Annotated in this window: 15 protein-coding genes; 7 read left to right on the forward strand and 8 right to left on the reverse strand. The window is 63.4% G+C overall.

Going from position 1 to position 12,259, the window contains the following annotated elements:
• Nucleotides 1-6: 6 nt before the first annotated feature.
• Nucleotides 7-1,233 (reverse strand): MFS transporter, encoded by a 1,227-nt coding sequence (locus XH91_RS20595; protein ID WP_128952264.1) that lies wholly within the window; start codon nucleotides 1,231-1,233, stop codon nucleotides 7-9.
• Between the two features lie 588 nt (nucleotides 1,234-1,821).
• Here XH91_RS20595 and XH91_RS20605 point away from each other — a divergent pair.
• Nucleotides 1,822-2,322 (forward strand): peptide deformylase, encoded by a 501-nt coding sequence (locus XH91_RS20605; RefSeq protein WP_128952266.1) that lies wholly within the window; start codon nucleotides 1,822-1,824, stop codon nucleotides 2,320-2,322.
• A gap of 111 nt (nucleotides 2,323-2,433) precedes the next feature.
• Here the strand turns inward: XH91_RS20605 and XH91_RS20610 are convergent, their stop codons facing one another.
• From XH91_RS20610 to XH91_RS20625, 4 genes are all read right to left on the reverse strand, one after another.
• Nucleotides 2,434-2,796, reverse strand: a complete 363-nt coding sequence (locus XH91_RS20610) for an ArsR/SmtB family transcription factor (RefSeq protein ID WP_128952267.1) — start codon at nucleotides 2,794-2,796, stop codon at nucleotides 2,434-2,436.
• On the reverse strand, nucleotides 2,796-3,458 hold the full coding sequence (locus XH91_RS20615; protein ID WP_128954928.1) for an SRPBCC family protein: 663 nt from the start codon (nucleotides 3,456-3,458) through the stop codon (nucleotides 2,796-2,798). Before XH91_RS20615 ends, XH91_RS20610 begins: the two co-directional genes overlap by 1 nt.
• A 106-nt stretch (nucleotides 3,459-3,564) precedes the next feature.
• Nucleotides 3,565-4,083 (reverse strand): hypothetical protein, encoded by a 519-nt coding sequence (locus XH91_RS20620; protein WP_128952268.1) that lies wholly within the window; start codon nucleotides 4,081-4,083, stop codon nucleotides 3,565-3,567.
• Nucleotides 4,084-4,167: 84 nt separating this feature from the next.
• The gene (locus tag XH91_RS20625) at nucleotides 4,168-4,605 is read right to left on the reverse strand and encodes a hypothetical protein (protein ID WP_245477159.1); all 438 of its coding nucleotides are present in this window, start codon (nucleotides 4,603-4,605) and stop codon (nucleotides 4,168-4,170) included.
• 149 nt (nucleotides 4,606-4,754) lie between these two features.
• On the opposite strand from XH91_RS20625, the gene XH91_RS20630 reads away from it, so the two are divergent.
• Nucleotides 4,755-5,702: a LysR substrate-binding domain-containing protein gene (locus XH91_RS20630; protein WP_128952269.1), complete on the forward strand. Its 948-nt coding sequence runs from the start codon at nucleotides 4,755-4,757 to the stop codon at nucleotides 5,700-5,702.
• Nucleotides 5,703-5,850: 148 nt separating this feature from the next.
• On the opposite strand, the gene XH91_RS20635 is transcribed toward XH91_RS20630, so the two are convergent.
• Nucleotides 5,851-6,729: an AraC family transcriptional regulator gene (locus tag XH91_RS20635; RefSeq protein WP_128952270.1), complete on the reverse strand. Its 879-nt coding sequence runs from the start codon at nucleotides 6,727-6,729 to the stop codon at nucleotides 5,851-5,853.
• 324 nt (nucleotides 6,730-7,053) lie between these two features.
• On the opposite strand from XH91_RS20635, the gene XH91_RS20640 reads away from it, so the two are divergent.
• Nucleotides 7,054-7,467, forward strand: coding sequence for a GFA family protein (locus XH91_RS20640; protein WP_128952271.1), 414 nt, complete (start codon nucleotides 7,054-7,056; stop codon nucleotides 7,465-7,467).
• A 91-nt stretch (nucleotides 7,468-7,558) separates the two neighbouring features.
• On the forward strand, nucleotides 7,559-7,951 hold the full coding sequence (locus tag XH91_RS20645) for a VOC family protein (RefSeq protein ID WP_128952272.1): 393 nt from the start codon (nucleotides 7,559-7,561) through the stop codon (nucleotides 7,949-7,951).
• 114 nt (nucleotides 7,952-8,065) lie between these two features.
• Here the strand turns inward: XH91_RS20645 and XH91_RS20650 are convergent, their stop codons facing one another.
• Nucleotides 8,066-8,968, reverse strand: coding sequence for an HNH endonuclease (locus tag XH91_RS20650; RefSeq protein WP_128952273.1), 903 nt, complete (start codon nucleotides 8,966-8,968; stop codon nucleotides 8,066-8,068).
• A 53-nt stretch (nucleotides 8,969-9,021) separates the two neighbouring features.
• The gene (gene guaA, locus XH91_RS20655) at nucleotides 9,022-10,620 is read right to left on the reverse strand and encodes a glutamine-hydrolyzing GMP synthase (protein ID WP_128952274.1); all 1,599 of its coding nucleotides are present in this window, start codon (nucleotides 10,618-10,620) and stop codon (nucleotides 9,022-9,024) included.
• A gap of 150 nt (nucleotides 10,621-10,770) precedes the next feature.
• Here guaA and XH91_RS20660 point away from each other — a divergent pair, with 150 nt between their 5' ends.
• The 3 genes from XH91_RS20660 (at nucleotide 10,771) to XH91_RS20670 (ending at nucleotide 12,168) form a co-directional block, all read left to right on the forward strand.
• The gene (locus XH91_RS20660; RefSeq protein ID WP_128952275.1) at nucleotides 10,771-11,142 is read left to right on the forward strand and encodes a nuclear transport factor 2 family protein; all 372 of its coding nucleotides are present in this window, start codon (nucleotides 10,771-10,773) and stop codon (nucleotides 11,140-11,142) included.
• Nucleotides 11,143-11,368: 226 nt separating this feature from the next.
• The gene (locus XH91_RS20665; protein WP_128952276.1) at nucleotides 11,369-11,701 is read left to right on the forward strand and encodes a DHCW motif cupin fold protein; all 333 of its coding nucleotides are present in this window, start codon (nucleotides 11,369-11,371) and stop codon (nucleotides 11,699-11,701) included.
• A gap of 257 nt (nucleotides 11,702-11,958) precedes the next feature.
• The gene (locus tag XH91_RS20670; protein ID WP_027532363.1) at nucleotides 11,959-12,168 is read left to right on the forward strand and encodes a cold-shock protein; all 210 of its coding nucleotides are present in this window, start codon (nucleotides 11,959-11,961) and stop codon (nucleotides 12,166-12,168) included.
• Nucleotides 12,169-12,259 lie beyond the last annotated feature (91 nt).

The following is a 12,259-nucleotide window of genomic DNA, read 5'->3' on the forward strand; positions in this document are numbered from 1 at the left end:
GTCGGGTCACGCCGCCACAGGCGCCGGAGCCGGCTCGGATTGCGGCTTCGGGAACGGACGGAACGTCATCGCCATCAGGAATGCGCCGAGGCCCATCGCCCAGGAGCCGATATAGAGCCAGGCGTAGCTGGAGAAGGCGTCGTAGATCAGGCCGCCTGCGAGCGGGCCGGTCGCCATGCCGAGGCTGCCGGCCATCGCCGTGCCGCCGATCACGGTGCCCATCATCCGAAGCGGAAAGTTTTCACGGACCAACACCGCATACAGCGGCATGGTGCCGGCATAGATGAAGCCGAACACGGCCGCGACCGAATAGAACGCCGCAAGCTGGTGCGCGAAGACGTAAGCGAGCGCGCCGAACGCCTGCAAAAGCAGGCCGGAAACCAGCACGCGCTTGGCGCCGAACCGATCCCCCATCAGGCCGAAGGCGATGCGTCCACCGAGGCCGGACAGTCCCTCGACGCTGTAGATCGTCACCGCCGAGATCAGCGGGATGCCGCAGCTCACGGCATAGCTGACCGTGTGGATGATCGGGCCGGAATGGGTGGCGCAGCAGAAGAAGTTGGTGGCGAGCAAGATCAGGAATTGCGGCGAGCGCAGCGCTTCGCTTCGCGACATCTCTGCCTGCGCGCCACCCACCCCAGCTGCCGCCTTCGGCGGCTGCGCGAGCGCCGGCGGACGGCGCACCAGGAACGCGACCGGGATCATGATGACGGCAACCACCAGCGATATGATCTGCATCGCGGTGCGCCAGTCATGATGCGACACCAGCCAGGCCGCGAGCGGCGCCATGGTCATCGGCGCCACGCCCATGCCGGCCGACACCAGCGAGACGGCGAGGCCGCGATGGGTGTCGAACCAGCCGGTGACGGTCGCCATCATCGGCGCGAAGATCGCCGCGCAGGAGGCGCCGACCAAAAGGCCGAACACGAACTGGAACGCGATCAGCGAGGTCGCGTGGCTCGCGGCGAACAGGCTGAACGCCAGCACGGTCGACCCGGTCAGCACCACCGGCAGCGGCCCGAACCGATCCGTCAGCGTGCCCCAGATCATGCTGCTGCAGGCCATCGCCAGGAAGCCGATGGTCATCGCGCTGGAGATGCCGGTCACCGACCAGCCGGTGTCCTTGGCGATCGGCTGCAGGAACACCGGCAGCGAAAACATGCCGCCGATGGCGACGCATCCGAGCAAGCCGCCGGCGGCGACGATCACCCAGCGATAGTTGGAAGCAGTCATCTTTGTCTCCCGTCAGGTCTGTCTCACGTGGAAGACGAATGGAAATCGCAAAAGCAGACAGGCGATCCTATTTTATTTCACCGGTTGCCGCGACCGCGGACCGCAGACGGAGCCGCAATCAGCTCTCCTCGCCGAAAGCGCGAAAACAACCCCATGCACAGTAGGCGACCGCAACCGGTTCAACGACCTGGATGCTGACACCCGCTGACACCGGAACCGGCGGCGCCAAGGCCGCGATTTGACACGTCGGGCAAAACACCGGCACGATGGCATGATCCGAACAAGCTCGATCGAGCGCGATGCGATCGGCTCTCCCCACACCTAATCGTCGAATAGAGCGTTGACGTCGCTCTCGGTGAGGGCCGAAGCGCGACATCGTGAGCCGTAAGGAATCGTAGAGATCTCGCTGCGGTCCCTCCAGCGCGATGGTCTCCACGATTTCGCTCTTGGGAGGCGCGCCAACCCGCGAGCCGTACTCGTCATGGGTGGAGGAATTTTCTCCTGCGAAAGCGCTCGCGATCGCTCGCACAACGCCATATGGACTGAAATGATGAGGCCTCAAGCCAGGGCAGGTGCTAGGAGCTTTGAATGACCATTCGCCCCATCGTCCGCTATCCCGACCGCCGGCTCACAGTGGCCGCCCGCCGCGTCACCGCTTTCGACGATGGCTTGCGCGAGCTTGCGGCGGATTTGCTCGAAACGATGCGCGCCGCGCCCGGCATTGGCATCACCGCGCCGCATGTCGGCGTGCCCCTGCGGCTCGTGGTGCTCGAGCTCGACGCCAAGGCCGGCGCGCAGACCTACGTCAATCCCGAGATCACCTGGGCCTCGCCCGAGATGATCATGCATAAGGAGGGCAGCGTCTCGATGCCCGGCATCAACGACGAGGTGCAGCGCCATGCGCGCGTGCGGATCGATTATCAGGATCTCGAAGGCATCGCGCGGACCGACGAGTCGGAGGGCTTGCGCGCCGTCTGCCACCAGCACGAGATCGACCAGCTCGACGGGATGTTCTGGCTTCAGCGGCTGTCGCGGCTCAAGCGCGAGCGGCTGGTCAAGAAATTCGAGAAGATGACGCGAACTTCGTAGGGTGGATTAGCGAAGCGTAATCCACCGATCCAAGCGCGGCTTAGCGAATGGTGGATTACGCCATCGACTGCGCTTTGCGCAGCCGCCGGCTAATCCACCCTACGCATCTCATCACGCCCTCTTCCCGCCGCGCTTGGCGATCGGCGCGCGACGACGCTCCCGTTTGCCGCGCGCAATCTCGGTCGCCAGCGCGTCCAGCTTCGGCTCCCAGAAATTCCTGAATTGACCGATCCAGGCATCCACCGCGCGAAGCCCGGCAACGTCGACGGAATAGAGTCGCCTCTGCGCCTCCGCCCGAACCGTCGCAAAGCCGCTTTCACGCAGCACCTTCAGGTGCTGCGACACCGCAGCCTGCGTGATTCCGAACTCGGCGCCGATCGCCTCGACCACCTCTCCGGACGCCATCTCCCCGGGGGCGAGCAGCTCGAGAATACGACGGCGCACGGGATCGGCGAGGACCTCGAAGACGTGCATCAGCTTCCAGCGCCCGGATGCGCGACGTCGGGCGGTGGCTCGCCGCGATAGAAGGCAATGGTCCGGTCCGAGCGCAACTTTGCCGCGTCAGGATCGACCCCGCTTGCTACGTGCGCCGCGCGCCAGGCCTCGCCACTCGACGTCATGAATTCCTTCCCCGCGGGAGAGCCCATCCATGCCTCGGCCGTCTGATGATCGACCGCTGTCCCGGTTGCAACATATCGCTCGAGCCCTGCAATGGCGAGGTCCCAACCGATGCCCACGGCACCGGGACCGAACTGATTCCAATGATCCTCCATGATCGCAGTGTGCTCCAGCGTCAAACGCGCCTGGCTGCGTTCGGCCGCGAGCTTGACGTCGATCCAGCTCACCGCGCCACCAAATTCCCAGGTCGCGGCAAAATGGGTCGGTGGCGAACATGCCGTGATGGTGCCGCCCGCATTGCCCTTGAGCTGGTACTTCCCGCCGAGCTTGAGATCTCCCTCGACCGGCAAGAACCAGCGTGGAATGCGTTGTTTGCTGGTTACGGCGTCCCAGAGGTCGTCGACATCAGTGTCGTAAAGCCGGGTCAGCGTCACCGCGCTGGCCGCCTTCCCGTCCTTCTCGAAAGTCTTCACCGAACGCGTCACAAGCCCCATGACCCGGGCGACGTCGATCTCCATCACGATCCCTCCTGGCGATTGATCGGGATGAATATCGGTCTACGCTAATATAAGTCAAGTCTAATATTACGGTGCGAGGATTGCGCCGGCGAGGGGCCGGTTGGGCTCAAGCCGCCCCGGCCAGCCCCACCGCACCGGCGCTCACCCGAGGGCGTGCCAGAAAATAGAACGCGGTGACGTGCGTGATCATCAGGAGCGGCACGTAGATAACAGGGATCGCATAGGTCGAGGCGAGCCATTCCGCATGCGCGGGAAGGCCGACCTGGATGGCGTCGTAGTAGTCGACGACGAGGTCGACCACCCCGACGAGATTGAAGGCGACGACGAACAACCAGAACAGCGCGCGGATCCTCACCGAAAGAAGCGCCAGCATGGCGAGCACCCCGGTCGCGAAGTCGCCCCAGGCGGCGAAATTGGCGAAGCTGGCCGGCAGGTCCGGGCTCACGACGCCGGGAAGGATGAAGACGAGCCCGAAGAAGCGGAAGCTGTGCAGCGTGGCGATGGCACGATGCGCCTCGAGCCTGTCCATCACCCTCAGTCGGGGCCAGACATACGCGCCGAAGCAAAGCAGCCACGCGACATAACCGAGAATGAGATGTGTCCGGAAGAGAGTTTCAGTCGTCATGTTGGTCTCCGATCAGATCGCGACGTCACGGGCAACGGGAGTGGCATCTGATGTCATCGGCCCTCCTCCGTCCGGGGCTCGCGCTTATTGCCGGCGGTCTGGATTGGCCATGAGCAGCCGAAGCGGCAGAAGCGGACCGATGGCGATGTACTCGTGGTCCATCAGATCCTGCTTGGCCAATGGGAGGTCTTCCATGATCGCCTTCGCCGCGGCGACATCCTTGACATCGACGACGAAAACAACGCCGCGTCCGTCGCCGCGCGAATACCACTCGCGAATTTTGCCCCCGAGATAGAGCTGCACGGTCTCCCGGATTTCAGCCGGCATGACGGCCATGACCTGCTCGCGCGTGACGCCCGCCTTCGCGGCCAGGATGACCATCACGCCCGTGATCGTGGGCGAGAAGGCTTGCGCGGCGGATTGTGGGTTGGATTGGGTCTGGGCAACGGATAGATCGGACATGGAAGTCGCTCCCATCAGGGTTAGGGTAAGCATGACGACAAGTTTGCGGATCGCTTGCATCGGTCTCGTCTCCCGGAGCATGGCGGTCACCTCGGTTCGTCCGAGGTGACGCTGATGTCGACTGTCCGCCATCAGCGACGCTCCTGATCTGCGAGCCAGAGATACGATCGATTGTCGCCGGCGACTATTCGGGATAATGTTGACGGGCTATGAAGCAGAACTTCACAGTCAGGCAAGGCGCGCTCGATGGCGTGGAAGCGTTCCTGAGCGTTGCCCAGCACCGCAATTTCCGCCGGGCAGCCGCAGAACTCGGCGTGACGCCCTCGGCCATCAGCCAGGCGGTCCGCGCACTCGAGGCGCGTGTCGGTGCAGCCCTGTTCATCCGCACGACACGCAGCGTCGGCCTCACCGAGGCCGGCGCCCAGTTCCTCTCGCGTGCGAAGCCCGCTTTCGAGGAGCTCGTTGCGGCGGGCGACGTTGCACGCGATCTTGGACGGCGGCCATCAGGACTATTGCGCCTCACCGTGCCGCGCGCGGTGGTGCCGATCCTGCTGGAGCCGCTGATCGCCTCCTTCTGCCAGGCTTATCCGGAAGTCGAGGTGGAGATCGCCGCAGGCGAGGAATCGGTCGACCTTGCGGCCAAGGGGTTTGATGCCGGCGTCCGGATGGGCCAGTTCGTCGCCGCCGACATGATCGCGGTCCGGCTGACGCCGCCTTTTCCGTTCGTGATCGTCGGCAGCCCCGACTATCTGCGGCGGCACAAGCGGCCCGAACGGATCGATGATCTGCGCCAGCACGCATGCCTGCGCATCCGCCGCAGCAACGGATCGATCGCGCCCTGGTCCCTCCTCAATGGCAACAAGACGGTCGAAGCGATCGTCTCGGGACCGCTGATCGCGCACGACTTTCCCACCATGCTCGGCGCAGCCGTGGAAGGCTTGGGACTTGCGCAAGTCCCCGCGCCGATCGCCGCCAATCTGGTGAAAACGGGAAAGCTCGTGCAGGTGCTGAAGGCGTTCGCGCCGACGACGCCGGGCGTGTTTCTCTATTATCCCAGCCGCCATCAGATGATGCCGAAGCTGCGGGCCTTCATCGATCACGTGAAGGGCCGCCCGGTCGCGGCCGGAAAATCGCGGGCGCGAACGCGTAACCCGTAGGGCGGGTTAGCGACAGCGTAACCCGCCATCCCAGGAGTCACGCGACGCGAAATGGTGGATTACGCCAGCGGACTGCGCTTCGCGCAGCCGCAGGCTAATCCACCCTACGCGCCTGCGATCGAAAGCGACAGGCCTCCATCGGAGCCCCCTATTTCAGCGGCAGAAACACGTCGGCTTCCGTCTCGTGCTCCGGCACCTCCGGGAAGAAGCTGAGCCGCTGGCAATAGATCGGGAAGTCGCGCGCCTCCTCGCCGCTGGCCGGAAGCCAGTCGCGATAGAGATAGAGCGCGGCTGGCTCCAGATTGTCGGTGTAGCCGACCACCCGCAGCACGGCGCAGCGCCCGCCGGGGATCTCGCCGACCTTGATCTCTTCGCCACCAGCCTCGATCGGCCGGTCGGTCCCGACACAGAGGTCCGTGCTGTAAGCGGCCGGCGAGGACGGGCGCCGTTCGGAGCGCCAGACATTGAACGTCGGGCTAGTCCTGGGATGCAGTCCGGCAGCCTTGCGCCAGGCGATGAACCGCCTGATGGTGTCGCCGAGCGTTGCCGGGTCGCCCCGATGCTCCATGATCGCCACCCGTGTGGGGGGCACGTCGCGGATCGTCACGTCGTCGGTGGTAAAGGTCTTCATGAGCTTGCTCCTCGCGCTATCGAGAGGCCCGAAGGCCACAAGCCACGGCTCCCATTCGGGCGCGTTGCGGAACGACGACGGCGATTGCCCGAACCGTTGCCGGAAGGCGCGGGCGAAGGCGTCAGGTGCATCGTAACCGGCATCCATCGCGATGTCGGTGACGCTGTCGGCGTCACTGTAAGCCAGCAGGTAGGAAGCGCGCTTCATACGGGCCAGCTGGACATAGCGATGCACCGACAACCCGAAGGTTGCCGTGAACTGCCGATGGAAATGAAACCGCGAGAAGGCGGCAACGCCGCTCAACGTTTCCAGGTCCAGATCGGCATCGAGGTGCCGGTCGATATAGTCCAGCACCCGCCGCATCCGGTCCCGATAGGTTTGCAGCGCCGCCGTCATCGTCGTTCCTTTCGTGGCGGCATGAGTTAGGCCGGAATGGCCGCGATGCGCTCGACCGATCTTGCGGTTTGAACACTATCGCGGCATTCGCCGGTGCTGTAGGGCGGATTAGCGACTTGTCCGACGAAGCTCGAAGAGCGAAGGCGGAAGCGTAATCCGCCATCCATCGGCGAGGCGTGGCGAGAGATGGCGGATGACGCCTTGCGGCCAATCCGCCCCACGCGCCGGATCGCCCGACGTGACAGCCGGCCCCATGGCTTGTCCCGTCGCGCGTCCATGCCAATATCAGGATTCGCCAGGATCGTTCTCTTTCAGGAGGCAGACATGGACTGTTCGGGACGCTGCGCCTGCGGTGCGGTTCGCTACACAATAACGGCCGAGCCGATCCGCGGCTTCCAGTGCCAGTGCCGCGACTGCCAGCGCGATACCGGGACCGGCCACAGCTCGATATTCGTATTTCCGCGCAATGCCCTCTCCATCACCGGCGAGGTGCGCGAGATCGCCCGGAGCGCAGACGGCGGCGCGGTCAAGCGCAAAGGCTTCTGTCCGAACTGCGGTTCGCCAATCTACAACAAGCCGGATGACAAGCCCGAGTTCATCGGCATCTATGTCGGCACGCTGAACGATGCCAGCACGTTCAAGCCATCGGTCGCCCTGTTCTGCTCGCGCGGCTATGCGTGGGACCATCTCGACCCCGACATCCCCAAATTGCCGGAGTGGCATCCGGGATCGCGTTGATTTTTGCATCTGGGGGATGAAGGCAATCTGCTTCTTCATTTCCAGATGCGTTGTGTCAAAAGACTGACCAGTCGACCGAGGTGCCCTCGAAATGAACAGCTTGAACAATCTGGAATGCGTGACCCTTTTCGTTGACAACCTCGCGCGCACGAGAGAATTCTACGAGGCCGTGTTCGATGCGAGGCCGATCTATTCCGATGCCGTCTGCAGTGTGATCGGGCTCGGTGGCGTCATGGTCAATCTGCTGCAGGAGACGCAGGCGCCGCAGCTCGTGGCGCCCGTAGTGCCGGCGACTTCAAGCACCGGACCTCGCATGCTCATGACCATTCGCGTCGCCGATGTCGATGCAGCCTGCGCGAGGCTCCGGCAAAGCGGCGTCGCGCTGGTGAATGGCCCCATCAATCGCCCCTGGGGCCGCCGCACGGCTGCCTTTGCGGACCCATCGGGGCATATGTGGGAGATCGCGCAGGAATTACGGTCTTAGAGTGCTAACTATGCTCCGTCTCCATAGCCCGCACCAACCCCCGCGATCGGGAGGCCAAGGTTATTTCAACGTATCGCTTTCGCAGCTCATTTGAAGCAGCGCTTGCTTGCGTGCTCACTGCTTGAAGCAATGCTCGCGGTGCCACCTCAAAAAGTTCGGATGAGGTCGATCTGACGGTCTTCTTGGCTCAAGAGCACGACCGGTCTTGTTGATGACCGATCGGACTCCTTCCAGGTCGTTTGTCTGGCGCGAGATCAATATTTCTAGATCATCGGCCAGGCCGATCAAACCGCGATCGAACATCCAATGCGCGGTACCGGACAGAGCGATCCCGTTGCTCACGATGTCAGGCCCATTTTCTTCCACAGGCCGAATGTGCGCCGCCGCAACCTCCGCACGTCCCATTCCATTGATGAGCTTCAAACCGGTGATGGCGCAGCGCTCGTCATAAGCACGCAGCACGATCCGACGAAATACGCGATCGCGCAGAACTCGAGATACGGTAAGGCTGATGCGATCTCTTTGCTGCTCAAATAGGAACGGCGCCTGTTCCCCTTCGTCGAGCTCGGCCAACCGAACATCGGCATCAACGCGGGGCAGCAGCGGTGCACCTTCCGCGAAACCAAGCTCGAATATTTTATTGAAATCTTCGGGCGAGATGGGACGGACCGCCGACTGAGCACGCCCAGAAATTCGTCCCTGCTCATTCAAGACGCCGCGCTCTACTGGACCAGTCGGTCCGTTGAAGGAAACCGGATTGGCAAAATCGAGATAGCTTCCGGGCTCGATCAGAGCGAGATACATCCCTGGAGTGCCCGGGTCAGGAATAACCTGCTGAACCCGGGCAATCGCAAAATAGCCGCGCGTCTCGGCGACTTTGCTCGGCTCGTAATAGATGATCCAATCGCCTACGCAGGCTTCAACGCGGCGGAGATACTGACTGGGAAACTGATATCGTTCAGCGGGACTGTCATCGTAGATCGAGTCCGATCGATGGATGAATACCCCAGATCCCATGATTCAAGCGGCATCGCCTCTGCGGAGAGTTGCGGATTGAACAATCATGCCCCCTACTCCCACTCAATCGTCCCCGGCGGCTTGCTCGTCACGTCGTACACCACCCGGTTCACGCCCTTCACCTCGTTGATGATGCGCGTCGCGGTCTCGCCCAAAAACTTCATGTCGAACTGGTAGAAATCCGCGGTCATGCCGTCGGTGGAGGTGACGGCGCGCAGGCCCACCACATAATCGTAGGTGCGGCCGTCGCCCATGACGCCGACGGTCTTGACGGGAAGCAGCACGGCAAAAGCCTGCCAGATCTCGTCGTAGAGGCCGTGCTTCCTGATCTGGTCGATGTAGACGGCATCGGCCTTGCGCAGGATGTCGAGCTTGTCGCGCGTGATGTCGCCGGGGCAGCGGATGGCGAGGCCCGGGCCCGGGAACGGGTGGCGGCCGACGAAGATTTCGGGGAGGCCGAGCTCGCGGCCGAGCTTGCGCACCTCGTCCTTGAACAGCTCGCGCAGGGGCTCGACGAGCTTCATGTTCATCCGTTCAGGGAGACCGCCGACATTGTGGTGCGACTTGATCGTGACCGAAGGGCCGCCGGTGAAGGAGACGCTCTCGATCACGTCAGGATAGAGCGTGCCTTGCGCCAGGAAGTCGGCGCCGCCGATCTTCTTGGCTTCAGCCTCGAACACCTCGATGAAGAGGCGGCCGATGGTCTTGCGCTTGGTTTCGGGGTCGGTGACGCCTTCGAGCTCGCCGAGGAACTGCTTGGAGGCATCCACGTGCACGAGCGGGATGTTGTAGTGGTGGCGGAACAGGTCGACGACGGTCTTGGCCTCGTCGAGACGCAGCAGGCCGTGATCGACGAACACGCAGGTGAGCTGGTCGCCGATGGCCTCGTGGATCAGCACGGCCGCCACGGCGGAATCGACGCCGCCGGAGAGGCCGCAGATCACCTTGCCCTTGCCGACCTGCGCGCGGATCTTTGCGATCTCCTCCTCGCGGAAGGCACGCATGGTCCAGTCGCCGGTGAGGCCGGCGATCTTGCGGACGAAATTGCGGATGAGTTTCGCGCCGTCGGGCGTGTGCACCACTTCCGGGTGGAACTGCATGGCGTAGAATTTGCGGACGTCGTCGGCGATGACAGAGATCGGCGAGCCCTGCGCCTTCGCGACGCCGCGAAAACCGTCCGGCAGCCTGGTGACGCGGTCACCATGGCTCATCCAGACCTCGTAGCGGCCGCCCTTCTCCCAGACGCCCTCGAACAGCGCGCAATCGTCGGTGACTTCGATGGTGGCGCGGCCGAATTCGCGGTGATGACCACCTTCGACGGTGCCGCCGAGTTGCTGCGCCATGGTCTGCTCGCCATAGCAGATGCCGAGCACGGGGACGCCGGCGGTGAGAAGCGGCAGCGGCACGGAGGGGGCGTTGGCGTCGAGCACCGAGGCTGGACCGCCGGAGAGGATCACCGCCTTCGGCTTCATCTCCTTGAAGGCGCCGTCCGCCTTGTTGAACGGGACGATCTCGCAATAGACGCCGTCCTCGCGCACGCGACGCGCGATCAGCTGCGTCACCTGGCTGCCGAAGTCGACGATGAGAATCTTGTCGTGCGCCGAGGCCACCGAGGGCGTCGACGCGGAGCGGTCGTTCTGTGCTGCTGTCATGGCAAGCAGATACGCGATGAGCCCCCGGCCCGCAACCGCGCGACTGCGCGCGCCCACATGCTTCTTTGGGCATGGACAGATGGCTATAGGTAAGTATTATTGACCTAATTTGCCCCGCCGTGAACCACGGGGTCGATCAGGGAGAACGCCATGTCTAGATTTCATCAGCCTTCCCAGCTTGCCGCGCTCGGCCGCACCTGGGTGGAGGCCTGGAACGCGCGCGACCTCGAGCGCGTGCTGAGGCTCTATGACGATGCCGCCGTGATGACCTCGGACCGCATTCCGACGATGGGATTCGACGCCAGCGGCACCGTGCGCGGCAAGGACGCGTTACGGGCCTATTGGGGCAAGGGGCTCGCGCTGCTGCCGGAGCTGCACTTCTCGCTGATCGAGGTGTTCGTCAGCCCTGACAGCCTGGTGGTGCTTTACGAGAACGAGCGGGGCAAGAAGATCTGCGAATATCTGCGGGTGAATGATGCAGGGCTGATCGTGCAGGGCTCGGCGAACCATCTGCCGCATTGAGGGGGCCCCACCCACCGCCTGTCATTCCCCGCGAAAGCGGGGACTCCAGTACGCCGCGGCTTGTCAGTGGACCACGACTGCCTCGGCGTACTGGATCGCCCGATCAAGTCGGGCGATGACAGCGAGAGTGAGGGACGGACGTAGCCCAAGCTCGCAATGACGCAGACTGTAGAGACAGCTTGCGCTAACACGGCTTCCGCCGGCTCTGAAACAGGATCCTCCCATCATGAAGCTCCCCACCTCGCCCTTCACCGTCACCGACTGGAGCAAGGTCGAAGCCACCACGCATCCCGGCGAGACCGGGCAGGCGCTGTGGCGCACGCTTGAAATCGGCGATCTCCGGGTGCGGATGGTCGAGTATTCGCCGGGATACCTCGCCGATCATTGGTGTGATCGTGGGCACGTGCTCTACGTGCTCAAGGGCGAGCTCGACAGCGAGCTGCGCGACGGGCGCAAGTTCAAGCTGACGCCTGGGATGAGCTACCAGGTCTCGGATTTCGGCGATGCCGCGCATCGCTCCTCGACATCAGTGGGCGCGACGCTCTTCATCGTGGATTGACGGAACTATCCTTCACAATGTGCAGCGCAAAATAGCAAAGTATCAGCCGCTCGCGGTCAGCGCGCGCCGCCTTGAAGTCGCCCCAAAAAATCGCTAGATTGTGAACATCGATCCTTGGCCGAACGACTGGGCCGCTCCGTCTCATTTCCAATGGGCGAGCACGTTTCAGGTATTTCTCCAAAATCGACCAATCGGGACGTGGGCGCGTTATGCGCATTTGTCCCCCTGAGTGCATCGTCAATTGAAAGGAAATGACTATGGCAATGGGCACCGTGAAGTGGTTCAACAACCAAAAGGGCTTTGGCTTCATCCAGCCGGATGACGGCGCAAAGGACGTCTTCGTTCACATCAGCGCCGTCGAGCGCGCCGGCCTGTCGACCCTCAACGAGGGCCAGAAGGTTTCGTTCGACATCGTCGCGGACCGCCGCAGCGGCAAGTCCTCGGCCGACAACCTCCGCGCCGGCTAGTGGCCGCGCAGACGCTCTGACCACGGACGTACCGGCAGAGTGTCGAGACAAGAAACCCCGCGACCGGGATCCGGTTCGCGGGGTTTTTGTT

This window comes from Bradyrhizobium guangzhouense (genome assembly GCF_004114955.1).
Taxonomy (GTDB): domain Bacteria; phylum Pseudomonadota; class Alphaproteobacteria; order Rhizobiales; family Xanthobacteraceae; genus Bradyrhizobium; species Bradyrhizobium guangzhouense.

Bases quoted from the DNA above. Each gene is read 5' to 3' on its own strand.
- XH91_RS20605 (WP_128952266.1), top strand. From the start codon at position 1,822: ATGACCATTCGCCCCATCGTCCGCTATCCCGACCGCCGGCTCACAGTG.
- XH91_RS20610 (WP_128952267.1), bottom strand. From the start codon at position 2,796: ATGCACGTCTTCGAGGTCCTCGCCGATCCCGTGCGCCGTCGTATTCTC.
- XH91_RS20660 (WP_128952275.1), top strand. From the start codon at position 10,771: ATGTCTAGATTTCATCAGCCTTCCCAGCTTGCCGCGCTCGGCCGCACC.
- XH91_RS20665 (WP_128952276.1), top strand. From the start codon at position 11,369: ATGAAGCTCCCCACCTCGCCCTTCACCGTCACCGACTGGAGCAAGGTC.
- guaA (WP_128952274.1), bottom strand. From the start codon at position 10,620: ATGACAGCAGCACAGAACGACCGCTCCGCGTCGACGCCCTCGGTGGCC.
- XH91_RS20650 (WP_128952273.1), bottom strand. From the start codon at position 8,968: ATGGGATCTGGGGTATTCATCCATCGATCGGACTCGATCTACGATGAC.
- XH91_RS20615 (WP_128954928.1), bottom strand. From the start codon at position 3,458: ATGGAGATCGACGTCGCCCGGGTCATGGGGCTTGTGACGCGTTCGGTG.
- XH91_RS20595 (WP_128952264.1), bottom strand. From the start codon at position 1,233: ATGACTGCTTCCAACTATCGCTGGGTGATCGTCGCCGCCGGCGGCTTG.
- XH91_RS20670 (WP_027532363.1), top strand. From the start codon at position 11,959: ATGGCAATGGGCACCGTGAAGTGGTTCAACAACCAAAAGGGCTTTGGC.
- XH91_RS20625 (WP_245477159.1), bottom strand. From the start codon at position 4,605: ATGCAAGCGATCCGCAAACTTGTCGTCATGCTTACCCTAACCCTGATG.
- XH91_RS20635 (WP_128952270.1), bottom strand. From the start codon at position 6,729: ATGACGGCGGCGCTGCAAACCTATCGGGACCGGATGCGGCGGGTGCTG.
- XH91_RS20640 (WP_128952271.1), top strand. From the start codon at position 7,054: ATGGACTGTTCGGGACGCTGCGCCTGCGGTGCGGTTCGCTACACAATA.
- XH91_RS20620 (WP_128952268.1), bottom strand. From the start codon at position 4,083: ATGACGACTGAAACTCTCTTCCGGACACATCTCATTCTCGGTTATGTC.
- XH91_RS20630 (WP_128952269.1), top strand. From the start codon at position 4,755: ATGAAGCAGAACTTCACAGTCAGGCAAGGCGCGCTCGATGGCGTGGAA.
- XH91_RS20645 (WP_128952272.1), top strand. From the start codon at position 7,559: ATGAACAGCTTGAACAATCTGGAATGCGTGACCCTTTTCGTTGACAAC.